General features: G+C 71.3%; 23 protein-coding genes. 20 read left to right on the forward strand and 3 right to left on the reverse strand.

The window, feature by feature from the left end; all coding sequences use genetic code 11:
- Together BM093_RS31000 and BM093_RS31005 are read left to right on the forward strand one after the other, a co-directional pair.
- The coding region (locus tag BM093_RS31000; protein WP_177238812.1) for a DsbA family protein at positions 1-261 on the forward strand (261 nt) is incomplete at its 5' end.
- 141 nt (positions 262-402) lie between these two features.
- Positions 403-861, forward strand: coding sequence for a hypothetical protein (locus BM093_RS31005; RefSeq protein WP_143105624.1), 459 nt, complete (start codon positions 403-405; stop codon positions 859-861).
- Here the strand turns inward: BM093_RS31005 and BM093_RS31010 are convergent.
- Complete coding sequence (locus BM093_RS31010; protein ID WP_093355395.1) at positions 837-1313, reverse strand: MerR family transcriptional regulator; 477 nt, start codon at positions 1311-1313, stop codon at positions 837-839. The two genes, BM093_RS31005 and BM093_RS31010, sit on opposite strands and share 25 nt — an antisense overlap.
- A gap of 74 nt (positions 1314-1387) precedes the next feature.
- Between BM093_RS31010 and BM093_RS31015 the strand changes: the two genes are divergently transcribed.
- From BM093_RS31015 to BM093_RS31035, 4 genes are all read left to right on the forward strand, one after another.
- Complete coding sequence (locus BM093_RS31015) at positions 1388-3625, forward strand: heavy metal translocating P-type ATPase (protein ID WP_342743057.1); 2238 nt, start codon at positions 1388-1390, stop codon at positions 3623-3625.
- On the forward strand, positions 3622-5529 hold the full coding sequence (locus tag BM093_RS31020) for a cytochrome c oxidase assembly protein (RefSeq protein ID WP_093355405.1): 1908 nt from the start codon (positions 3622-3624) through the stop codon (positions 5527-5529). The genes BM093_RS31015 and BM093_RS31020 overlap by 4 nt, the downstream gene beginning before the upstream one ends.
- Positions 5530-6289: 760 nt before the next feature.
- On the forward strand, positions 6290-7369 hold the full coding sequence (locus BM093_RS31030) for a PLP-dependent cysteine synthase family protein (protein ID WP_093355417.1): 1080 nt from the start codon (positions 6290-6292) through the stop codon (positions 7367-7369).
- Positions 7369-8802 (forward strand): MFS transporter, encoded by a 1434-nt coding sequence (locus tag BM093_RS31035; protein WP_093355422.1) that lies wholly within the window; start codon positions 7369-7371, stop codon positions 8800-8802. The genes BM093_RS31030 and BM093_RS31035 overlap by 1 nt, the downstream gene beginning before the upstream one ends.
- Before the next feature lie 68 nt (positions 8803-8870).
- On the opposite strand, the gene BM093_RS31040 is transcribed toward BM093_RS31035, so the two are convergent.
- On the reverse strand, positions 8871-9440 hold the full coding sequence (locus tag BM093_RS31040; protein ID WP_093355427.1) for a L,D-transpeptidase: 570 nt from the start codon (positions 9438-9440) through the stop codon (positions 8871-8873).
- 225 nt (positions 9441-9665) lie between these two features.
- Between BM093_RS31040 and BM093_RS31045 the strand changes: the two genes are divergently transcribed.
- On the forward strand, positions 9666-10013 hold the full coding sequence (locus BM093_RS31045; protein WP_143105625.1) for a hypothetical protein: 348 nt from the start codon (positions 9666-9668) through the stop codon (positions 10011-10013).
- A 275-nt stretch (positions 10014-10288) separates the two neighbouring features.
- A complete protein-coding gene (locus tag BM093_RS31050) occupies positions 10289-10840 on the forward strand; it encodes a M23 family metallopeptidase (protein WP_245773917.1) in 552 nt (183 codons plus the stop codon).
- Positions 10841-10866: 26 nt separating this feature from the next.
- Here the strand turns inward: BM093_RS31050 and BM093_RS31055 are convergent, their stop codons facing one another.
- Entirely contained in the window at positions 10867-11583 is a 717-nt protein-coding gene (locus tag BM093_RS31055; RefSeq protein ID WP_093355444.1) for a cytochrome c biogenesis CcdA family protein, read from the reverse strand.
- A 78-nt stretch (positions 11584-11661) separates the two neighbouring features.
- Here BM093_RS31055 and BM093_RS31060 point away from each other — a divergent pair, with 78 nt between their 5' ends.
- From BM093_RS31060 to BM093_RS35495, 12 genes are all read left to right on the forward strand, one after another.
- Positions 11662-12348 (forward strand): ATP-binding cassette domain-containing protein, encoded by a 687-nt coding sequence (locus tag BM093_RS31060; RefSeq protein ID WP_245773918.1) that lies wholly within the window; start codon positions 11662-11664, stop codon positions 12346-12348.
- On the forward strand, positions 12345-13019 hold the full coding sequence (locus BM093_RS31065; RefSeq protein ID WP_093355454.1) for a heme exporter protein CcmB: 675 nt from the start codon (positions 12345-12347) through the stop codon (positions 13017-13019). The genes BM093_RS31060 and BM093_RS31065 overlap by 4 nt, the downstream gene beginning before the upstream one ends.
- Positions 13016-13780, forward strand: a complete 765-nt coding sequence (gene ccsA / locus BM093_RS31070; RefSeq protein WP_093355457.1) for a cytochrome c biogenesis protein CcsA — start codon at positions 13016-13018, stop codon at positions 13778-13780. Before BM093_RS31065 ends, ccsA begins: the two co-directional genes overlap by 4 nt.
- Positions 13777-13899 (forward strand): hypothetical protein, encoded by a 123-nt coding sequence (locus BM093_RS38065; RefSeq protein WP_281248748.1) that lies wholly within the window; start codon positions 13777-13779, stop codon positions 13897-13899. The genes ccsA and BM093_RS38065 overlap by 4 nt, the downstream gene beginning before the upstream one ends.
- On the forward strand, positions 13896-14342 hold the full coding sequence (locus BM093_RS31075) for a cytochrome c maturation protein CcmE (protein ID WP_245773919.1): 447 nt from the start codon (positions 13896-13898) through the stop codon (positions 14340-14342). The genes BM093_RS38065 and BM093_RS31075 overlap by 4 nt, the downstream gene beginning before the upstream one ends.
- The gene (locus BM093_RS31080; RefSeq protein WP_245773920.1) at positions 14342-16324 is read left to right on the forward strand and encodes a heme lyase CcmF/NrfE family subunit; all 1983 of its coding nucleotides are present in this window, start codon (positions 14342-14344) and stop codon (positions 16322-16324) included. The genes BM093_RS31075 and BM093_RS31080 overlap by 1 nt, the downstream gene beginning before the upstream one ends.
- On the forward strand, positions 16317-16814 hold the full coding sequence (locus BM093_RS31085) for a cytochrome c-type biogenesis protein (RefSeq protein WP_245773921.1): 498 nt from the start codon (positions 16317-16319) through the stop codon (positions 16812-16814). Before BM093_RS31080 ends, BM093_RS31085 begins: the two co-directional genes overlap by 8 nt.
- The gene (locus BM093_RS31090; RefSeq protein ID WP_093355466.1) at positions 16811-17605 is read left to right on the forward strand and encodes a tetratricopeptide repeat protein; all 795 of its coding nucleotides are present in this window, start codon (positions 16811-16813) and stop codon (positions 17603-17605) included. The genes BM093_RS31085 and BM093_RS31090 overlap by 4 nt, the downstream gene beginning before the upstream one ends.
- Positions 17602-18231: a TlpA family protein disulfide reductase gene (locus tag BM093_RS31095; RefSeq protein WP_093355469.1), complete on the forward strand. Its 630-nt coding sequence runs from the start codon at positions 17602-17604 to the stop codon at positions 18229-18231. Before BM093_RS31090 ends, BM093_RS31095 begins: the two co-directional genes overlap by 4 nt.
- Positions 18232-18547: 316 nt before the next feature.
- Positions 18548-19195: a DsbA family protein gene (locus BM093_RS31100; protein WP_093355472.1), complete on the forward strand. Its 648-nt coding sequence runs from the start codon at positions 18548-18550 to the stop codon at positions 19193-19195.
- 161 nt (positions 19196-19356) lie between these two features.
- Positions 19357-20136, forward strand: coding sequence for a thioredoxin-like domain-containing protein (locus tag BM093_RS31105; RefSeq protein ID WP_093355477.1), 780 nt, complete (start codon positions 19357-19359; stop codon positions 20134-20136).
- Positions 20137-20140: 4 nt separating this feature from the next.
- Positions 20141-20389 (forward strand): DUF305 domain-containing protein (locus BM093_RS35495; RefSeq protein WP_143105626.1); only part of this gene is annotated, 249 nt, incomplete at its 3' end.

Raw genomic sequence — 20389 nt, forward strand, 5'->3', positions numbered from 1 at the left:
CAGGAGGAGTGGGGCGAACAGCAGGTCCCGATGGACGATCGCTTCCGCGGATACGCCGAGCAGCTCGGCCTCGACATGGCCCGCTACGACGCGGTCTACCACGACCCCGTCACCCGCGAACGCATCCTCGCCGACCGCGAGGACGGCCTGGCCCTCGAGGTGCGGGGCACGCCGACGTTCTTCGTCAACGGCGAGCAGCTCAACCCGAAGTCCTACGACGACCTGACCCGTGCGCTCGACGACGCACTGGCGGAGAGCTGATCAACGATGATCGACATTCGCGACAGGCACCGGTCGTCGCGGGCCCCTCGGGCCCGTCTGGGCATCACACGCGGTTCCTGGGGGCACAGTGGGAGTCCCGAGGCGGCCGACGACACCGGTGAGAGGACGATTCGCCATCACGTGACCAGGACTGTGGGCTCGGCCGGCGCCGCCCTCGCGTTCTTCCTCGCCTGGCACCTCAGCCGCCGACAGACGATCAGGCGACACCACGCGCAGGCCTCCCGGGTTCACCTCCGAGCCTCGCCGACAGACCCGGGCCAGGGCCGAGGCCAGCTGGAAGTCACGAACGACAGCGACGAGGCAGTCCACGCGGCGCTGGTCCGGCCGATCCGTATCCGGACAGAACGCTCGCGCCGCACCGCGTGGCTCTCCCGGACGACGCTCACCGTCGAGCGCCCGATCACCGTCGACAGGACGCTCTGGCCCGGCTCGTCCATCTCCATTGCCGTAACCGCATTCGACGAGATGCCGGTCCTGTACTTCAGCAATGCCCAGGGCCGCAGCTGGGTACGCGACGTGCACGGGCACCTCAGCGCAATCGCTCGCGTGCAAGATCAGGTCTCTGGACGCTGGTCGTGATTACTTCCATGCTGAAGCGGCCTCAGTGCTCCTCCCGGGCAGCAGGCGCCGCCAAGGAGGCCGTCACCGACCTGCTCGGCGAGCAGGGCACGGAACCGCGAGCAGTCGGCCGGATCGCTATGCCGGCAGGCCACGACCTGATCATGCATATCCAAGGCCGAACGTTGCTCGACGACCCAGCGGGCGAGTACATCCCGGTGATGAGGCAGGCGCGCCTGCCGACCGTCGGTGTCGCCGTCAAGAAGGGCCCGACTGCCGTCGAAGGATGGCGCCGCCCGCTTGGCAGTCACCATCGCCGTCACCCGGAAGAGATCGGTTCGCGAGTAGAGCCGGTGCCCACTGCCTGTCCGCGACGGGAAGAGCAGCCCTTCGGCTTCCCAGTGATGGAGGACGCGCGAAGCGAGTCCGGACCCGCTCCCCGAGCCCGCTGTCTCTTGTATGGCAATGAGAATATAGGTGTGGACGTTTGGATAAGGGTATCGAGGTGAGGACGACGACTGACCGTATGGTGACGGCGGAGCCGGCGGTGTACGACCTCGCCGTGGGTGGGATGACCTGTGCTGCCTGCGTGGGGCGCGTCGAGCGCAAGCTCGGCAAGCTCGACGGCGTCACCGCGACGGTCAACCTCGCGACCGAACGGGCTCGGGTACTCACCCCGGCGGGCACCGACCCACGCGCGCTGCTCGATGCCGTCGAGGGGGCCGGCTATACCGCCCGCCTGGTCACTACCGGCCAGCAGCGCCGGGGCGGCCCGGAGCGGGAGGACGATCTGCGGCGCCGGCTGGCTGTGGCTGCGGTGCTGGCCATGCCGCTGGCTGATCTGTCGCTGGCGTTGTCGCTGTTTCCGGAGTTGCGGTTTGCCGGCTGGGAGTGGGTGTTCCTCGGGCTGGCGTTGCCGATGGTGTTGTGGTGTGGTCTGCCGTTTCACCGTGCAGCGTGGTCCGCGCTGCGGCATGGCACGGCGACCATGGATACGTTGGTGTCGGTCGGGACACTGGCCGCGACCGCCTGGTCGCTTTGGATCATGCTGCGAGGCGGGGATGCCGCGCCGGGGTTCGGCACCGGGTGGGCTGCGCTGACCCGCACCGACGATGCGCTGTATCTCGATGTCGCGGCGGTCGTGATCACCTTCCTGCTCGCCGGACGGTATTTCGAGGCGCGGGCCAAGCGCTCCGCTGGCGCGGCGCTGCGGGCGTTGCTCGGCTGGGGTGCCAAGGATGTCGAGGTGCTCCGTGACGGGACCGCGGTCCGGCTCTCGGTGGACTCGCTGCGGGTGGGGGACCGGTTCACCGCCCGCCCGGGGGAGAAGATCGCCACCGACGCCGTCGTCGAGCAGGGGGGGTCCGCGCTCGACACCAGTGTGATCACCGGCGAGTCGGTGCCCCGTGAGGTCGGTCCGGGCGACCCTGTCGTCGGGGGGACGGTGAACACTGCAGGCCATCTGGTTCTGGTCGCGTCCCGGGTGGGCGCCGACACCCGGCTCGCCCGGATGGCGCAGCTGGTGGAGCAGGCGCAGGAGAGCAAGGCCGGTGCCCAGCGGCTCGCGGACCGGGTTTCGGCGGTGTTCGTACCGGTGGTGTTGCTGCTGGCCGCGGCGACGATGATCGGCTGGTTGTTACTCGGTCCCTCGACTGCGGCCGCGGTGACCGCGGCGTTGGCTGTGCTCGTCGTGGCGTGCCCGTGCGCGCTGGGCCTGGCGACTCCGACCGCCGTCCTGGTCGGTACCGGCCGCGGCGCGCAGCTCGGTGTGTTCCTCAAGGGGCCCCAGGCTTTGGAGTCCACCCGGCGGATCGACACGGTCGTCGCCGACAAGACCGGCACCCTGACCGAAGGGCAGATGGAGCTGCGCGACGTCGTGGCGGCCGACAGTGAGAGCGCCGCGACCATGCTGAGCCGTGCGGCCTCGGTCGAGCGCGCTTCCGAGCATCCGATCGCTGCGGCTCTCGTCGCCGGGGCCGATCCGGCGTCGATGCTGCCGGTGACGGGGTTCACCGCGCTCGCCGGGCTCGGGGCGGTAGGAACGGTCGACGGCGACGAGGTCCTGGTGGGGAGCCCGCGCATGCTCGCCGAGCGCGGTCTCGCTCTGCCCGCGGCTCTGGAGGCCGAGCGGGTCCGTGCCGAGGAGGTCGGGGCGACGGTGGTCGGCGTCGCCTGGGGCGGCCGGGTCCGCGGGCTGTGCACGGTCACCGACCGGATCCGGGACACGGCCCCGGCCGCGGTCGCGGCCCTGCGCGGGCTCGGCATCGAAACGGTGATGCTCTCCGGCGACAACCGGCGCACCGCAGCAGCCGTGGCTACCGTGGTCGGGATCGATCCGGACCACGTCGTCGCAGACGCGATGCCCGAGGACAAGGTCGACCATGTCCGCAGGCTGCAGGCCCAGGGGCGCTCGGTCGCCGTGGTCGGAGATGGGATCAACGATGCCGCCGCGCTGGCGGCCGCGGACCTGGGGATCGCGGTCGGCAGCGGCACCGACGTCGCGATCGAGGCCGCCGACGTCGTCCTGGGGCGAGACGACCTGCTGGCCGTGGCCGACGCGATCGAGCTGGCTCGGCGAACCCACCGGACGATTGTCAGCAACCTGCGCTGGGCGTTCGGCTACAACACCGCGGCGCTGCCACTGGCGGTCGCGGGGCTGCTCAGCCCGCTGGTCGCCGGTCTGGCGATGGTGCTGTCGTCGGTGTTCGTCGTATCGCAGAGCCTGCGGCTGCGCGGATTCACCCCCGCCTCCGGCCCGCCGCGAGCTGGGCAGCAGCGAGGATGACGACCGCATGCGAGGCCGCGCCGACACCTCGCCGGTCGGGCTGGTCGTGGCTGGGCTGGTGGTTGCCGGTGGCGGCGGTGACCGGGCTGGCTGTCGGGGTGGCCGGCCCCGACCTGGCGGTGCTGTTCGGGTACCGCTCTCTCGGGCCTGTGGCGGCGGTCGCGCATCCTTTCGCCCGCACGCTGGCGATCGGTGCCGGGACGGTCGCGGTCGCCGGGCTGCTGGTGGCCGTCGTGTACGTCCCGGGGGCGCCACGCGGCGCACTGTCGCCCGTCGGGTACGGGGCCCTGGCCGTGGTGCGCCGGGCGTGCCCGGTGTTGTGCGCGGCCGCGCTGGTCGTCGCGCTGTTGACGGTGTCGGAGACGATCGGCATCCGGCCGGCTGCCCTGGTCGTCGACCCGCCCACCCTGCTGGTCGCGATGGCCACTGTCGAGCCGGCCGCCGGGTGGGTGATCACCGCTGTGATCGCGCTACTCGTCGGGGGCCTGGCGAGTATGGTACTGACCTGGCGGGGAGCGAGCGGCCTGCTGATGTTGCTCGTGGCCGGATTCGCGGTGCCGCCGGCCACATCGGTCGCGAACTCCGAGCGCGCGCACGACTGGTACGGCGACGCCCTCGTCTTGCACACCGTCGCCGGCGTGCTGTGGCTGGCCAGCACGATCGCGGTGACGACGCTGTGGCGACGCAGTTTGGTCGACCGAGCCGTGCTTGGCCGTCACTCCCGGATCGCGCTCGGCTGCTCGGTCGTACTGCTGCTGTCCGGGCTGGTGCCCACCGCCCTGGACGTCGGGGTGGACGGCCTCGCGAGCGGCTACGGGCTGCTGGTCGTCGCCAGCGCCGCGTTGCTGGTCGCCGGCCTGGTCGCGGTCCGCCGACTGTGGCGTCCGCGTCGGGCACCGCGGCTGTGGGCCGCCGAGCTCACCATCCTCATGGCGGCCGCCGCGGCCGGGACAGCGATGTCTCGGCTCGTCCCTCCTGGCGCCGCGGAGACGACCCCGTACCGCGAGTCCGAGCGGTTAGTGTATTTGCTCGGCTACGACCTGCCCGCTCGGATGGGGCTGGTCGAGCTCGCCGGGTGGTGGCGCATCGACCTGCTGTTCGCTCCCGCGGCGCTGGTCGCCGCCGCGGCCTATCTGCACGCGGTCCGGAAACTTCGGCGGCGCGGTGGCACATGGCCGGTATCACGTACGGCGACCTGGACCGCGGGGTGTCTGACCGTGCTGGTGGCGACCTCGTCCGGGATCGGCGCCTACGCCACCGCGGTGTTCGGGGTCCACCTGCTCGGGCACGCCTTGCTGGCGACCGTCGCCCCGCTGCTGCTGATCCTGGGCCATCCCCTGACTCTGGTTCGGTGCGTTGGATCGACCAGGACAGTGGAGCGCGTCGCCGCGCTGCTCGATGCGGCACCGATGCGAGCGCTGCACCGGCCCGCCGTCGCGTGGTGTGTAGCCACCGTGGCGGTGTTCGGTGTCTACGCCACCGGCCTGTTCGATGCTGTTGTCCTCGAGCACTGGTCGCACCCGGCTATGGACGCACTGGCGCTCGGCAGCGGTGTGGTGCTGTTCCGCGCGGTGCTGGGCTCCCGTGAGCCGCAGCCGCCCCCGTTCGTCCGGCTCGGGTTGCTGTTCGCGGTGATGATGCTGCACGCCGCGTTCGGGATCTGGCTGCTTGTGCAGGCCGAGCCGCTGGCCGGGTGGTTCTACGCGGCGGTCGCGATGCCGTTCGTTCCCGACCTGCTCGCCGACCAGCGTCAAGGCGCGGTCGTCGCCTGGGTCGTGTCGGATCTCGCGATGGTGGCTGCAGCGCTGAGCGTGGCCCGATCCTGGATGGTGCACGACCGGGCCAGCAGCGCGGCCCAGCAAGAAGCTTCGGCCGCGGCGCGCCCCGCCCCGTTATCTTCTTGATCAAGCCCTAACCGGGCTTGATCAAGATAGCGGGGGACGACGGCGCGCACTGTATCGAGCGGGAGACGTTGGTCGAAGCCCGTTGACGTGCGCGCACCCTGGACGGATCTGAGACGGCAATGTCGGGCGTCCGACGCGTCTGATCGTCGACTGGGAAATGCGTTACTGCCACGGTGACAAGTCACCCACGACCCGGGAGCGCGAGGCGTTCGTCTCGCGTGGTTGGCTCGGAGCCCAAGATCCGATGGATCGTTACTCGTTGATACGGTGCGGTCGCTGTGAGCGACAGGAGCCGGGTGTTCGGGAACGTGTGGCGGGGGCGCGCCGTGCGTTGTGGGCTGTTGCTGACCGGGCTGGTCGCCGTGCTCCTGGCCGTGGCCTGCGCCTCGCACGCCCCCGATCTGCACATCACTGACTCCGCCAAGTCGGTCTCGACGTCGCACGATCACGGCCCGTCCTGTCACGAGGCCGGGCCGCACGACGTCGCGAGCGTGTCGTCGAGGACGGACCGGGCCGTCCCGGACGTCGACGGGCCGCCGGTGGTCCTGCCCGCCGTCGCATCAGCGGCAGCACATCAGTCTGTCGGCCCCACCTCAATGCATGGCCGGCTGGTCCCGACAGGTGGGCGTTCCCACCTCGTTCTCGCGCAAATCGCACGGACCTAGATGGCTTGCCGGAGGCGGTGCGTTCCGTCTCCGGTGTCGTAGGTCCGTGATCGCTCCCTGCGCGGCGACGCCGCGCGTCCAAACGAGGTCTTCCTATGCCTGCATTGCTCGATTCCGGTCTGCCCACCTCCGAGGAGGCGCGGCTGACCCACGTCGTCGGCAACACCCCTGTCGTCTGGATCGACGCTCCTTTCACCCCCGATGGCCGTGGCTTCTGGGCCAAGCTCGAGGGCGCCAACCCCGGCGGGATCAAGGACCGGCCAGCTCTGCACATGGTCCGCCGCGCCCGTGAACGCGGTGACCTGCGCCCCGGTGGTCGGATCATCGAGTCCACCAGCGGCACCCTCGGCCTCGGTCTCGCCCTGGCCGGTATCGCCTTCGGTCATCCGGTCACCCTGGTCTCGGATCCGGGGATGGAACCGCTGATGTATCGCCTGCTGCGCGCCTACGGCGCGGAGATCGAGACCGTCGAGGCTCCGGCGGCCGAAGGTGGCTGGCAGCAGGCCCGCCGCGACCGCGTCATGCAACTGCTGTCCGAACATCCCGGTTCGTGGTGCCCGGACCAGTACAACAACCCGGACAATGTCGCGGCCTACGCACCGCTCGCCGCGGAGCTGTGGCATCAGCTTGGCCGCACCGATGTCCTCGTCTGTTCGGTCGGCACCGGGGGGCACTCGGCCGGGATCTCGCGCGCGCTGCGCCGTCACCAGCCAGACCTGGAGGTCGTTGGCGTCGACACCGTCGGGTCGACGATCTTCGGGCAACCGGCCCGGCCGCGGCTCATGCGCGGTCTCGGCTCGAGCATCCACCCGCGCAACGTCGACCATGCCATCTTCTCCGAGGTGCACTGGGTGGCCCCGGGCGAGGCGGTGTCGGCCTGTCGGGCGATGGCCAGTTCCAGCTACGCCAGCGGGGGCTGGAGCGTGGGTGCGGTCGGGGTCGTGGCCGGCTGGATCGCCCGCACCCGACCGCGCGGGACCCGGATCACCGCGATCTTCCCCGATGGTCCGCAGCGCTACTTCGACACCGTCTACAATGACGAGTTCTGCCGCGACCGTGGCATCGAGGTGAGCCCACCGCCGCTGCACGACCCGGACGAGATCATTCACCCGGACGCCGCCGAGGTGCGTCGCTGGACCCGCTGTGCCGCCGTCGTCGCCTCCGAGGAGCGCTGATGCGGGTGCTGGAGCGCTACCGGTCCTTCGACCGGCCGGTTCGACTTCTGTTGCTCAACCAGCTCACCATCAACCTGGGCTTCTACATGCTCATCCCCTACCTAGCCGATCACCTCTCGGCCGGGCTCGGGTTGTCGGTGCTGATGGTCGGACTGATCCTGGGCGTGCGGAACTTCTCCCAGCAGGGCATGTTCCTCGTCGGGGGGAGCCTGGCCGACCGATTCGGCTACAAGCCGATGATCGTCGCCGGGTGCGCGCTGCGAACCATCGGCTTCGCCCTGATCGGCCTGGTCGACGCGGTCTCGGCGCTAGTGATCGCCTCGGCGATGACCGGGTTCGCGGGCGCGCTGTTCAACCCCGCGGTGCGTGCCTACATCGCCCGCGACGCCGGCGAGCGCCGGGTCGAGGCGTTCGCTCTCTTCAGTATCTTCTACCAGGCCGGGATCCTGATCGGCCCGGTTGCGGGTCTGCTGCTGACCGGGATCGACTTCACGCTGACCTGCCTGGTCGCCGCAGCCGTGTTCGCGGTGCTGACGGTGCTGCAGGTGCGGGCGCTACCGGCCCGCCGCGGGGACAGCGACGCCGGCGAGGAGCGACGCCCCCTGCTGCGTCAGTGGCGCGACGTCGCCGCAACCCGTGGGTTCCTGCCGTTCGCCGTCGCGATGATCGGCACCTACGTCCTGTCGTATCAGATCTATCTGGCCCTGCCGCTGCACGCGCGCACGCTGCTCGGAAGCGGGGACTCCGCGACCGCACTGGTGACCGGCATCTATGTCGTGTCCGGTGCGGTGACCATCGCGTCCCAGATGAAGGTGACGGCCTGGTGCCGCATGCGGTGGGGGCCGGCCCGGTCGCTCAGCCGCGGCCTGCTCGTGCTGGGTGCGGCATTCGTGCCGATGCTCGCAGCCGATTCCCTACTACTGGTGTGGCCGGACATCGGGCCCGGCCCGGCCACCGTGGCCGGGATCGTGGCCTTGCTGCTGACGGCGGCGCTGCTGGCGGTCGGGACGGCGGTGGTGCTGCCGTTCGAGATGGACACGATCGTCGCGTTGTCTCGTGACCGCCTTGTAGCCACGCACTACGGCTTCTACAACACGGTGTGTGGCGTCGGGATCCTGCTCGGCAACGCAGGTACCGGGTGGGCGGTGGATCTCGCGCGGTCGGCCGGGCTGGCCCCGATACCGTGGGCGGTCCTCGTCGTGCTCGGCGTACTGTGCGCGGCCGCGCTGGCGAGCCTGTACCGACGAGGTCTGCTGACCGTCGCCAAGGATGCCGACGCACCGGCCGCAGACGACCCGCCGACGGTGCGGCTATCGGCGATCGACGGATACGGCCCCGCCGACGACGGCGCACCCACCCGGCCGCTGCCCGCGGTCGGTGCCGGAACCACCGAGGCTGCGCGGATTCGCACCAGCACGGGGGCCAGGCGCTGAAGGGCTGGGGCACCGTGGTCGCGGCCCCGGTGCCCCAGCCCCTGGGGACGAACGGGCCGTTGGGTCGGTCAGCTGCTGGCCGGGGCTCCCGAGCGGGCCTGCTGCTCGGCCGAGGCGTTGACGACCTGCACCTTGTCGCCTTCGACGAGATCGTTAAAGAAGACCTCCGCCTCGGGCAGGTCCAGCTTTACGCACCCGGCCGAGGCGCGGTCGCGGTCGCCGCCGTGGAAGGCGACGCCGCCGTCGGCGAAGAACACCGACCACGGCATCGGGGCAGGGTTGCCGTCGGGGCCGGTGAACTCGCCGCTGACGTGGTCCTTGTTCTTGCGATACACCCGGAATGAGTGGCCGAGCGGGGTCTCCTGGCCGGCGCCGCCGGAGGCGATCGGGACCGGGCCGCGGGTGACTTGGCCGTCGCGGATCAACCAGGCCCGCTGCGACTCGAGATCGACGCACGCCCGCGACGAGACTGAGCACGGCGTGCCGGGCGCGACGGCCTCGGCGTGCGCCTGCTTCGCGATATCGCTCTGTTCGGCTTCGGCGAGTGCGGTGCCGGCGAAGCCGATACCCGTCACCGCCACAAAGGCGGCGACAATGCTCCTGCCTCGGCGGGTACGTCGGGCCGTCCGGTTCCGCATCCGTGCTCCTGTTCCTACGTCGTCGCCACCCGCCACACGGGTAACGACGATCGGCTCATCCGTAACGTATGACGCACGAACTCGCCGAAGGTTGTCACGCTCCGGGACTGAATGTGGCTACGCGTGAGAGCGACGATGAAATTCGCCCGCTCTTGAGACGACGGTCGGCCGGTGGCCGCCGGCTCTGGGACGGCGGCTAACCTTGAGCGGTCGGAGGGAGTGCACGTGCGGCGAGTCGCCCGGTGGTCGGCCGCGATCGCGGTCGTCGTGCTCTCCGTACTCGCTGCCGGCGTGCTCACCACCGGCTCGGGCATCGCCGCCGGCACCGCGGTCGCGGTCGCCGCGGGCGAGAGCCACCACGAGTGCCACGGCGCTCCCTTGCAGGATGTCGAGCATTCCGCCGCGTCCCCGGGCCGGTCCGCGGTATCGGGAGCGCAGGACGTCGTGTCGACCGCTCTTCCGGTCTGCGTCCTTCCCGCCGTGTCGGGCCCGCCGACCCCCGTCGCGCCCGCCCGCGTACCCCCCGCAGACTCCCGCGTCTCCACTGCTGAGCTGCAGGTCTTCCGGATCTAGACGCTGCTGCGCGCCAGCATGCCCGCAGCCTCCGACAGATCCGGGATCCCCGCATGCCGTCGTCCTGTCCGTCCGTACCCCGTAACCTACCTGCTCCGCCCGCGGCGGCCGGTGGAGCCCTGTTCGCCCTCGCCGCCGGAGCTGTGGTGGCCGGTGCCCAGACCGCTTACGATCAGCTCGACCCCCCGCCGATCGATGCGAAGGTCCGCCCGGTCGCGGTGATGTCGCTCCAACCGGTTGCGGCCGCCGCGGCACCCGCTCCGGCAGCCGGGTCGGTGAGCGAAGCCGACCTACCGGACACCGCCCGGCCCGAGGACCTCGCTGCCCTCGCCAAAGGGGCCCGCATCGGGCTGGAGATGCAACGCCGTTCCACACTGCTGTCCGACGCGCGCGCCGATGGCGCTCCGGCCGCCGCGGTGTCCGGCGACGAGGCCACAGCGCAGCCGGTTCAGGGTCGGATCACCTCCACGGCGGGACCACGCTGGGGTGCCACGCACTACGGCCTCGACATCGCCAACAAGATCGGGACGCCGATCTTCGCCGTGGCCGACGGGGTCGTGGAGAAGTCCGGCCCGGCCTCGGGGTTCGGGTTGTGGGTGGTGATCCGGCATGACGACGGGTCCCGGTCGGTCTACGGCCACATCAACCAGGCATTCGTCGCCGCCGACGACCGGGTCTCGGCCGGGGACCAGATCGCCGAGGTCGGCAACCGCGGGCAGTCCACCGGCCCACATCTGCACCTGGAGATCCGGCAGGGCTCGACCTCCGGGGACAAGGTCGATCCGGTCGGCTGGCTGCGCGAGCGTGGACTGGAGCTGAGCGGATGAGGACCCCGCCACCACGGCAGCGATCCTCAGATCGGGGGCCAGCCGAGCCGCGCATAACCGGCCAGCGCCCCCGCCATCAGGGTGGACCAGACCCCGCTGATCATCAGGATCCCGGTCAGCACCAGCACGAGTCCACCACCGACCTCGATCCTGCGGGCGTTGCGTCGCAGCCAGGCGACGCGGTCGCGGCCGCGGGCGAGGGCGCGGGCCAGCAACAGGAACGGCACACCGAGACCGAGCGCGTACGCGACGAGGAGCAGCACTCCGGTCGCGAGTTCACCCGTCGACGCCGCGATCGTCAGGATCGTGGCCAGCACCGGTCCGACACAGGGCGTCCAGCCGAGGGCGAATGCCGCACCCAGCCCGAACCCCCCGATCCCGCTCGGTCCGGCTCGTCGCAGTCCCGGACGAAACTCCCGGCCGAGCAGGGGGATGTGCACGAGCCCGGTCATCGCCAGCCCGAGCACGACGACGACCCCGCCGGCGGCCCGGGTGAGAACGTCCAGGTTCTGCCGGAGCAGCAGCCCTACCGCCGACGCGGTGAGCCCCATGGCGACGAAGACTGTGCTGAATCCGATGACGAACAGTGCCGGGCCGTGCCCCGTCCGACGGCCGTCGCCGGTGCGTCCGGCGGCGCGGCTCGCGTACGACACGAAACCCGGAAGCAGCGGCAGCACGCACGGCGAGCTGAACGACACCACGCCGGCCACGAGCGCGAGAGCGACGAGGCCCAGGACTTCCACGACGCCTCCGAAGACGGCTGGGGGCCACACGGGACCGAAACGGGCGGTATGCCATCTTTTACGATACGTAGAAGCCTGGTGTCGTCGCGGATTGGGGCGGATGCGGTGAACCCCTCGATGGTGGCCCGGCTCGACGCCGTCCGCGTCGACCGGCACCGGATCACGATCCTGCGCGACCTGAGCCTGGCGATCGCCGTGGGAGAGGTCGTCGGCGTGCTCGGAGCCAACGGTTCGGGAAAGTCGACCCTGCTCGAGGTGCTGGCCACACTCATCCGGCCAACGTCCGGCACGGTCGAGCTGTTCGGGCGCCGCCTCGACGCGGCCGGCCGCCGCGCGGTCCGGCCGCGGATCGGGCTGCTCGGGCACACCGCGGCGCTCTACGACCGACTCACCCTCGCCGAGAACCTGCGGCTGGTCGCCCGTCTGATCGGACAACCCGCCGAACGGGCGGACGCGGTCCTGGCCGAGGTCGGCCTGGAACGGGCAGCCGACCGCCTCGCGGTCGCGTGCTCGCAGGGCATGCGACGGCGCGCCGATCTGGCGCGCGTGCTGCTCACCCGGCCCGGCCTGGTGCTCCTCGACGAGGTGCACGCCGGACTCGACCCTGATGCCGTCCCCCTGGTCGACGATGTCGTGCGCACCGTCGCCGGCCGGGACGGAGCAGCGTGTGTCCTCGTCTCGCACGAGCCCGACCGGCTCGCCGGCCTCTGCGACCGGCTGGTCCGGGTCCGGTCGGGCCGGGTAGAGGTGGAGGAACCCACATGAGCGTCGTGCCGCCGCTGACTCAGGCACTCGTTCTGGCAGGTAAGGACCTGCGGCTCGAGCGCCGCACTGGCGAGGCGTTCCTGGTCGTGGCTCCGTTCGGTGCCGTCGCGCTATTCATGGTGCCCCTGGCCGTCGGTGCAGACACCCCGCTGCTGGCCACGCTCGGGCCCGCTCTGTTCTGGGTAGTGGTGTTGCTGTTCGGGGTGCTCGTCACCGTGCGCGGGAGCGCCACCGACGGCCCTGCGCAACGCGCGGTGCTGAGTCTCGTCGGGGTGACCCCGCGGGTCCGGCTCGCCGGCCGCGCGTTCGGCAACACGGTCCTGCTGCTCGGGTTCCAGGCCGTCATCGCGCCGGTCGCGCTGGTGCTCTATGCGCCCGAACCCGCCGGCTGGGTGTGGCTGTTGCCGATGGTGCCGCTGGTCGCCGTCGGGCTCGGGACGCTCGGCGCGCTCGCCGACCTGGTGTCGGAGGGTCTCGCGGGGCGCGCCGTGTTGGGGCCGCTGCTCGTCGCCCCGATCACGGTGCCGCTGCTGCTCGGGGCCACCGGAGTGCTCGATGCCGCCCGTTACGGCCGCCCCGCGTGGCCGTGGCTCGTCCTGGTCGTGACCGTCGATCTCGCCGCCGCGCTGCTGGCCGCGTGGTGTGCCCGTCATCTGGAGGATCAGTCATGAGCACCACCGACCCGGCTGCGCCGGTGCGGGCGACCCTGCGGGCGGTGTTCGGCCGCGGGCTCCCGGCCTTCGCCGCGCTCGCGGTCGCCGTCGCGCTGACCGCCGCGCTGGCCTCGCCCCCGGACCGATTGCAGGGCGAGCTGGTCCGATTGATGTACGTGCACGTGCCCGCGGCGTGGACGGCGTTTCTCGCCTACGGGGTGACCCTCGTGGCGGGGCTGGTCTGGTTGTGGCGCCGCGCCGCGGTGTGGGATCGGCTGGCTGCGGCCAGTGCGGAGGCTGGAGTGTTCTTCACCGGTCTTGCGATCGCGATGGGTGCGGTGTGGGGTCGCCCGACCTGGGGCGTCTGGTGGACCTGGGACGCCCGCCTGGTCACGACCGCACTGCTGTTCTTCGTGTACCTGGGCTACCTTGCGCTGCGTCGGGCGGTGGATGACCCCGTCACGCGGGCTCGCCGCTCGGCTGTCTTCGGTGTGGTCGCCTTCGCGATGGTTCCGCTCGTGCACTTCTCGGTGCTGTGGTGGCGGACCCTGCACCAGCCGCCGTCGCTGTTGCGCCCCGCCGCGCCCGCGATCGGCGGCGGGATGCTGACCGCACTGCTGTTGTCCGTGCTGGCCTTCACCGCGCTGTTCGTGCTGATCGTGCGCACTCGGATGCGGCTCACCGCCGCCAACGCGGCGTTGGACGTCGCGGAGCTGACCGGAGCCGAGCCCGTCGCCGGGGACGCGGTGACCGCGCCCCGGCGGGAGGCGACCCGATGACCGCCTGGGTCTGGGTGGCGCTGGGCTATGGCGTCACCGCGACCGCAATCACTGTCTACCTGGGCGTGCTCGTGCAGGCAGCCGCGCGGCTGCGCAACCGGGAACGGGGTCGCCGATGACCGCCCTCGACCCGCGACCGCCCGGGATCGTGCGTCGCTACCGGCTGCTGGCGATGGCCACGACCGGCGTGCTGGCCGTCCTGGTCGGCCTGTTGCTGTTCGGCAACCTCAACGGCAACCTCGTCTACTACCTCGAGCCGGAGGAGGCACTCGCCCAGCGGGCTGCGCAGTCCGAGGGCACCCGTTTCCAGCTCGGCGGTCTGGTCGCGGCCGATAGCGTCGTCGCCGAGCCGGGGTTGGTCCGCTTCGAGGTCACCTCTTCGCCCGGCCCGGACGGTGTCCGGGTGCCCGTGGAGTTCCGCGGAGCACCGGCCCAGCTCTTCGGTGCGGGCGTCGGGGTGGTGCTGGAGGGCTCCTGGCAGGGCCCGACTTTCGCCTCGGACTCGATGAAGGTCAAGCACGACGAGAACTACCAGCCACCCGGTGACGGGGGTCCGGCATGATGACCGCGGCCCCCGCGGCCGGATGGACCGGCCTGATGCTCGGGCTGGCGGGATCGGTAGTGCTGGCGGTCTTCGGCTTCCTGGCGCAATTCCGACCGGCAGCCGTGCGGCGCCAACAGCTGGTGGTCGGGGCCGGGTTCATGCTCGGCGGCTCCGCGCTGGCGATGGGTGCGCTGCAGGTGGCGCTGCTGACCGACAACTTCGCCGTCGCCTACGTCGCCGAGAACCATGCCCGCGCCACCTCGACGTTGTTCAGCATCACCACCGCGTGGGCCGCGCTCGAGGGCAGCCTGGTGCTCTGGGTGCTGGTGCTGTCCGGGTTCACCGCCGTGGTGATGCGTGGGGTCCGAGACACCGGCGACCGGCTCGGCGCCGGTGCGCTCGGCGTGTTGGGAGCGGTGGGCGCGTTCTTCTTCGGTCTGGTCGTGCTGGCGGGCAATCCGTTCGAGATCCTCGCCGAGGCGCCCGCCGACGGGCCTGGGCCCAATCCGATTTTGGCCGACCACGTGCTGATGGCGGTACATCCGCCGCTGCTCTACCTCGGCTACGTGGGCCTCACCGTGCCGTTCGCGTTCGCGATGTCGGCGCTGCTCGGCCGCGTTCCAGGGGTCGAGTGGCTGCACCGGACCCGCCGGTCGAACCTCGTGGCCTGGAGTTTCCTCACTGCCGGCCTGGTCGTGGGAGCCTGGTGGTCCTACGAGGTCCTGGGTTGGGGCGGCTACTGGGCCTGGGACCCGGTGGAGAACGCCGCGCTCGTCCCGTGGCTGGTCGCGACCGCGTTCCTGCACTCGGCCGTGGTGCAGGTCCGGCGCGGAATGCTGCAGTCCTGGAACTTCGTTCTGGTCCTGGCGGCCTTCGCGCTCACGATCCTGGGGACGTTTCTGACCCGCAGCGCGGTCGTGCAGTCGGTGCACAGCTTCAGCCAGTCCGACGTCGGGCCGCCGCTGCTGGCGTTCTTCGTCGTCGTGGTCGTCGCCGGATTCGTCCTGATCGCTCTGCGTGCCGACCACATCGCCTCGCACGGCAGGCCGGAGTCACCGGCCAGCCGCGAAGGCATGTTCCTGCTCAACAACCTGCTGCTGAGCCTGTTCGCGTTCATCGTCCTGCTCGGGACCCTCTATCCGGTCGTGCTCGAAGCGATCACCGATGAGCAGGTCTCGGTGGGCCGGCCGTTCTTCGACCGGATGGCGGTTCCGATCGGCTTCGGGCTGCTGCTGGCCATGTGGGCCGGCCCGGTCACGCCGTACCGGCACGCGTCGGTCGCGGTCGTGTGGGGCCGGACCCGCGTGCCGCTGTTGCTCGCCGCCCTGGCTGCGGTGGCGGTGCTGCTCGCCGGGGTGCGTTCGGTCGGGATCGTCGCCGTCGTCGCGCTGGCCACCGGGATCGCTGCGACCACGGTGCGCCAGGTGCTGGTGACCGCGCCTGCGCGGACGCCGGCCGGTGTCTGGCGGCTGGTCCGGGGGCGTCGTGGCTACTGGGGCGGGCAGCTCGCGCACCTCGGCGTCGCGCTGTTCGCGGTCGTGGTCGCTGTCTCCTCCGGGCTGGCCGACCGCAGCACGGTGAGGCTGGACCGGGGCGAGTCGGTGGCGTTCGCCGGCTACACACTCACCTTCGACTACGTCGATGAGCACGAGCTGCCGGACCGGCTGGTCACCGACGCGCACATCACCGTCCGGGCCGGGGACGAGGTGGTGCGCACGATGGCGCCCCGATTGAATTCCTTCCCGGGCCGGCCGCAGGCCGTCGGCAATCCGGACGTGTGGAGCACCCCGGCTCAGGACGTGTACGTCGCGCTCGGCAACCTCGAGCCCGAGCAGATCACGTTGAACCTGTTCCGCTACCCGCTGATGGTGTGGATGTGGGTGGCCGGTGGGATGGTCGCGGCCGGCGGGTTCTGGGCGCTCAGTGGTCCGCGCCGCGGGGCCCGGAACCCTCAGCCCGGCACGGCACGGACCGCGGAACAGGTGAGCGGCGATGCGTGAGCACAGCCTCCGCCGTGGGTCGGTGCTGATCGGCGTGGCCGTCCTGCTTCTATCCGGTGTCGTTGCGGTGGTGCTGGTCCTGGCCCCGGCACCGGAGCGGGACCGGGTCCAGGATCTCGCCGAGGGGCTGCGCTGCCCGGTCTGCACCAGCGTGTCGGTCGCCGAGTCACCGTCGGACACCGCCGTCGCCATGCGGCAGGTGATCAGCGACCAGGTGGCGGCCGGGCGCAGCGACGAGGAGGTCGTCAACTACTTCCGGGCCCGCTACGGCGACTGGACGGTGATCGATCCGCCGGCCTCGGGCAGCACCCTGCTGTTGTGGGCGCTCCCGATCGCGGCGGCCGTGGCCGGCAGCGTCGCCCTGCTGGCGCGGTCGCTCCCGCGAGCGGTCAGCCCATCCGCAGAGCTGTCGGATGAGGAGCGGGACAGGGTGGAGGCCGCAGTCGAGCGGCACCGGGCCATGCCGGGCCGCCGGGAGGTCGACCCATGAGCTCGAGCCGCAACCAAGAGGTCGCCGACCAGGCGCTCAGCGACATCGTCGAGCTGGAAACCCAGGTGGCCGGCGGCGAGATCGGTGCCGACCGGGCGCGCGAGCTGCGCCGCCGCTACGAGACGCTCGCAGCCCAGGCCCTTGCCGCGGCCGAGTCACCAGCCCCACCGACGGCCCGGTCCCCGACGGACCGCAGCCCCCGGGCCTGGACTCTCGCCTACGTCCTCGCCGCCACCATCGGCCTGGTCGCAGCCGTGGTGCTGTTGCCGGCGGCCGTGGTCGACCGGCCGGTCGGTGGCGCCGCCACCGGGATCGAGCCGATGGGCGCAGGCCCCGACGCTCCGCCGCCGATCGATCCGGGCGCTGTCGACGACGAGCAGCTCGAGCAGGTCGTCGCGGACAACCCGGAGGTGATCGGGATGCGTCTGGCCCTGGCCGACCGCTACGTCGCCGCGGGTGACTACGGCGCCGCGATGCGCCACTACGTCGAGGCCCTCAACCGACGCCCCGACGACCCGGACGTCCGTACTCGGCTGGCCTGGCTGCTGCTACAGATCGGCCAGACCGGCCCCGCGCTGGAAAACGCCGACCGCGCGCTGGCCCTGCAGCCAGACTCCGCCGACGCGGCCTGGGTGCGGGCGAACGTCCTGATCGACGGCACGGACGACCTACGCGGCGGCATCGCCGTCCTGGAGGACCTCGCGACCCGCTCGGACCTCCCACCGGAGTTCCGTAGCCGGGTCGATGAGCTGCTCGCCGCCACGCGCGCGGCCGCCGGAGGTCCCCGGTGACCGCGCGGACCGCCCGGTGGAGCGGGGTCCGGCTCGCCGCCGCGATCGTCGTGGTGCTCACGATCGGGGTCGGCGCGGTGTTCGGATGGCGGCTCGTCGGCGATTCCACCGTGGTGGACAGCCCCCTGATCGGGCGGCCTGCTCCGACGGTCGTCCTGCCCGAGCTGGAGGGCGACGGCGAGGTCTCGCTCACGGCCCTGCGCGGCAGCGTAGTCGTGGTCAACTTCTGGGCGTCCTGGTGTGTGGCGTGCCGGGACGAACACCCGGTCCTGGTGGAGGCGGCCCGCACCTACCGAGAGCGCGGTGTCGTGATCGTCGGCGTGGACTACCAGGACTCGCCGGCGTCGGCATCGGCGTTCCTCGACGAGCTCGGCCGCGGCGGCGACAACTACCGGTATGTCACCGATCCGGGGTCACGGGCCGCGCTGGATTTCGGGCTGTTCGGAGTCCCGGAGACCTTCGTGCTCGACCGTTCCGGGGTGATCGCGGCGAAGATCGCCGGGCCGGTGTCCGCGCCGATGCTCGGCGGGGTCATCGAGGCGGTGCTGGCCGGCGCGCAGCCCGGGGTCTCGGCCCCAGGCGCGGTGCAGCCCGCTCCCGACGCGCCCTATCGGTCACCCGGATGAGGCGGCCCGGGAACGTCCTGATGGCCCGCTCGCCCACGGCCGTACCGACGCCGGCTGTGCGCCCCGTTCCTCCGCCGGCGGTGCGTGCGCCGGTCGCGGTGCTCTGCGTCGACCGGAACTGATTCCGTCGGGCGGACCGATTCCACTCGCGTCCATGCTCGCGGACACACGTGCACCGGCTCGTCGCCGTGATGTCTCGCTTCAACGTGTCCCGCTCCGATCCACCCGCGGCCCCGCAGGCCGCCGAGCCTGAAGGACAGCCATGCCCCCTGCGAGCCGCAAGCGCTCTGTCCCGTCTGTTCCCGGACGGAACAGGATGTCCAACCTGAAATTTTCCCTGATCATCATTGTCGTGTTCGTCGTCGGTGTCGCTGTGTTGTTCGGCATCAGCCGCTGGAACAATCCGTCCGAGAACTCAGAGGCGGCGGCGTCGATCGCGGTCCGCGACAACAGTCTGCGCCTGTCGAGTGCGCCCGGCGCGACCGTGGATTTCGTCGAGTTCCTGGACTTCGAGTGCGAGGCCTGCGGCGCCGCCTACCCGGTGATCGAGCAGCTCCGTCAGGAGTACGGCGACCGGGTCAACTTCGTCATCCGCTACTTCCCGGTGAAGAGCCACTTCAACGCCGAGCGCGCCGCGCGGGCGGTGGAGGCCGCCGCTCAGCAGGGGGCGCTGGAGCCGATGTACAAGCGGATGTACGAGACGCAGAGGGAATGGGGCGAGCAGCAGGTCCCGATGGATGACCGCTTCCGCGGTTACGCACAGGACCTCGGTCTGGACATGGCGCGCTACGACGCGATCTACAACGACCCGGCGACCATGGATCGGATCGAGGCCGACCGGCAGGACGGACTCAGCCTCGGCGTGCAGGGGACCCCCACATTCTTCGTGAACGGCGAGCAGCTGAAGCCCCAGTCCTTCGAGGACCTTCGCCGCGCTCTCGACGACGCCCTCGCCGGGCGCTGACTACGGGTGGGCTGGCACCGCATCTGAGTCGAAGTCGACGTGTCGAACCACACACACCCGGGTCAGACAGCCCTGCGTTCGACTGGTGCCAGCCAGTATCCGCCGGGCGGCGTCTCTAGACTTGCGTGGCGTCGGACCACACCCACGAACAGGATACGCGGATGGCTCGCGGCAACAGGCCTTCGAAGAAGCGACCGCCGTCGGTGGCAGCGGTCAACCAGCGCCAGCTCCCCTGGGGGACGATCGCCGCGATCGTGGTGATCGTGGGGCTGGCCGCGGTGTTCATCGGCTACCCGCTGATCCAACGCGGCCAGAACGCGCAGTGGACACCGAGCGAGGACAACCGCGACCCGTCCCTGGCCATCCCAGGCATCGTCACGCAGGAGTACCCGGGCGGCCAGCACGTGCTGGACGACCAGCAGGTCGCCTACACCCACAGCCCGCCCTTCGGCGGCGCGCACGACGGAGTCTGGGCCGCCTGCAACGGTGTCGTCTACCCGGACCCGGTGCGCAGCGAGAACCTCGTGCACTCGTTGGAGCACGGCGCCGTGTGGATCGCCTACAACCCCGACCAGGTCTCGAGCGAGGCGGTGTCGTCGCTGCGCGATCGGGTCGAGGGCCAGCCCTACACCGTGATGTCGCCCTACCCGGGACTCGACTCTCCGGTCTCGCTGCAGTCCTGGGGCCACCAGCTCAAGGTCGGGTCCGCCGACGACGAGCGCATCGAGCAGTTCCTCCGCTCACTGAGGGTCAACCGGTTCACCCACCCCGAGGTCGGCGCGTCCTGCGATGCCACCGGCCCGCAGGGCTTCGAGCAGGACAACCCGCCACCGTTCCGGCCGGCGCCACCGCAGCCGGCGGTCGACCGGCAGACGGTGTTCCCGGAGAACGAGGGCGGGAACCTGGGTTCGCAGCCCGACCAGGGCCTGCCGGGGCAGTGAGCGCATGACCAGCGACGTCGCCGGCTCCTCGATCCCCGCCCCCGCGGCCGGGCGGCTGCTGTGGCGGGATCCGCTGGTGGTGGCACTGGCGATCCTGGCGCTGGGGGCCGTCATCGTCGCCGGGCTGGCGGTCCGCGGTGTCTTCGGCCCCGACGGCCCGCAGCCCGGCTCGGTGGATGTCGGGTTCGCCCAGGACATGAGCGTGCATCACCGCCAGGCGGTGGAGATGGCGTCCTGGGCGCGCGACCACAGC

The organism is Pseudonocardia ammonioxydans, assembly GCF_900115005.1.
Lineage (GTDB): Bacteria > Actinomycetota > Actinomycetes > Mycobacteriales > Pseudonocardiaceae > Pseudonocardia > Pseudonocardia ammonioxydans.

What these genes read in the sequence shown, in the direction of transcription:
- BM093_RS31020 (WP_093355405.1), top strand. Translation starts at nt 3,622, where the DNA reads ATGACGACCGCATGCGAGGCCGCGCCGACACCTCGCCGGTCGGGCTGG.
- BM093_RS31030 (WP_093355417.1), top strand. Translation starts at nt 6,290, where the DNA reads ATGCCTGCATTGCTCGATTCCGGTCTGCCCACCTCCGAGGAGGCGCGG.
- BM093_RS31035 (WP_093355422.1), top strand. Translation starts at nt 7,369, where the DNA reads ATGCGGGTGCTGGAGCGCTACCGGTCCTTCGACCGGCCGGTTCGACTT.
- BM093_RS31040 (WP_093355427.1), bottom strand. Translation starts at nt 9,440, where the DNA reads ATGCGGAACCGGACGGCCCGACGTACCCGCCGAGGCAGGAGCATTGTC.
- BM093_RS31065 (WP_093355454.1), top strand. Translation starts at nt 12,345, where the DNA reads ATGAGCGTCGTGCCGCCGCTGACTCAGGCACTCGTTCTGGCAGGTAAG.
- ccsA (WP_093355457.1), top strand. Translation starts at nt 13,016, where the DNA reads ATGAGCACCACCGACCCGGCTGCGCCGGTGCGGGCGACCCTGCGGGCG.
- BM093_RS38065 (WP_281248748.1), top strand. Translation starts at nt 13,777, where the DNA reads ATGACCGCCTGGGTCTGGGTGGCGCTGGGCTATGGCGTCACCGCGACC.
- BM093_RS31075 (WP_245773919.1), top strand. Translation starts at nt 13,896, where the DNA reads ATGACCGCCCTCGACCCGCGACCGCCCGGGATCGTGCGTCGCTACCGG.
- BM093_RS31080 (WP_245773920.1), top strand. Translation starts at nt 14,342, where the DNA reads ATGACCGCGGCCCCCGCGGCCGGATGGACCGGCCTGATGCTCGGGCTG.
- BM093_RS31085 (WP_245773921.1), top strand. Translation starts at nt 16,317, where the DNA reads ATGCGTGAGCACAGCCTCCGCCGTGGGTCGGTGCTGATCGGCGTGGCC.
- BM093_RS31090 (WP_093355466.1), top strand. Translation starts at nt 16,811, where the DNA reads ATGAGCTCGAGCCGCAACCAAGAGGTCGCCGACCAGGCGCTCAGCGAC.
- BM093_RS31100 (WP_093355472.1), top strand. Translation starts at nt 18,548, where the DNA reads ATGTCCAACCTGAAATTTTCCCTGATCATCATTGTCGTGTTCGTCGTC.
- BM093_RS31105 (WP_093355477.1), top strand. Translation starts at nt 19,357, where the DNA reads ATGGCTCGCGGCAACAGGCCTTCGAAGAAGCGACCGCCGTCGGTGGCA.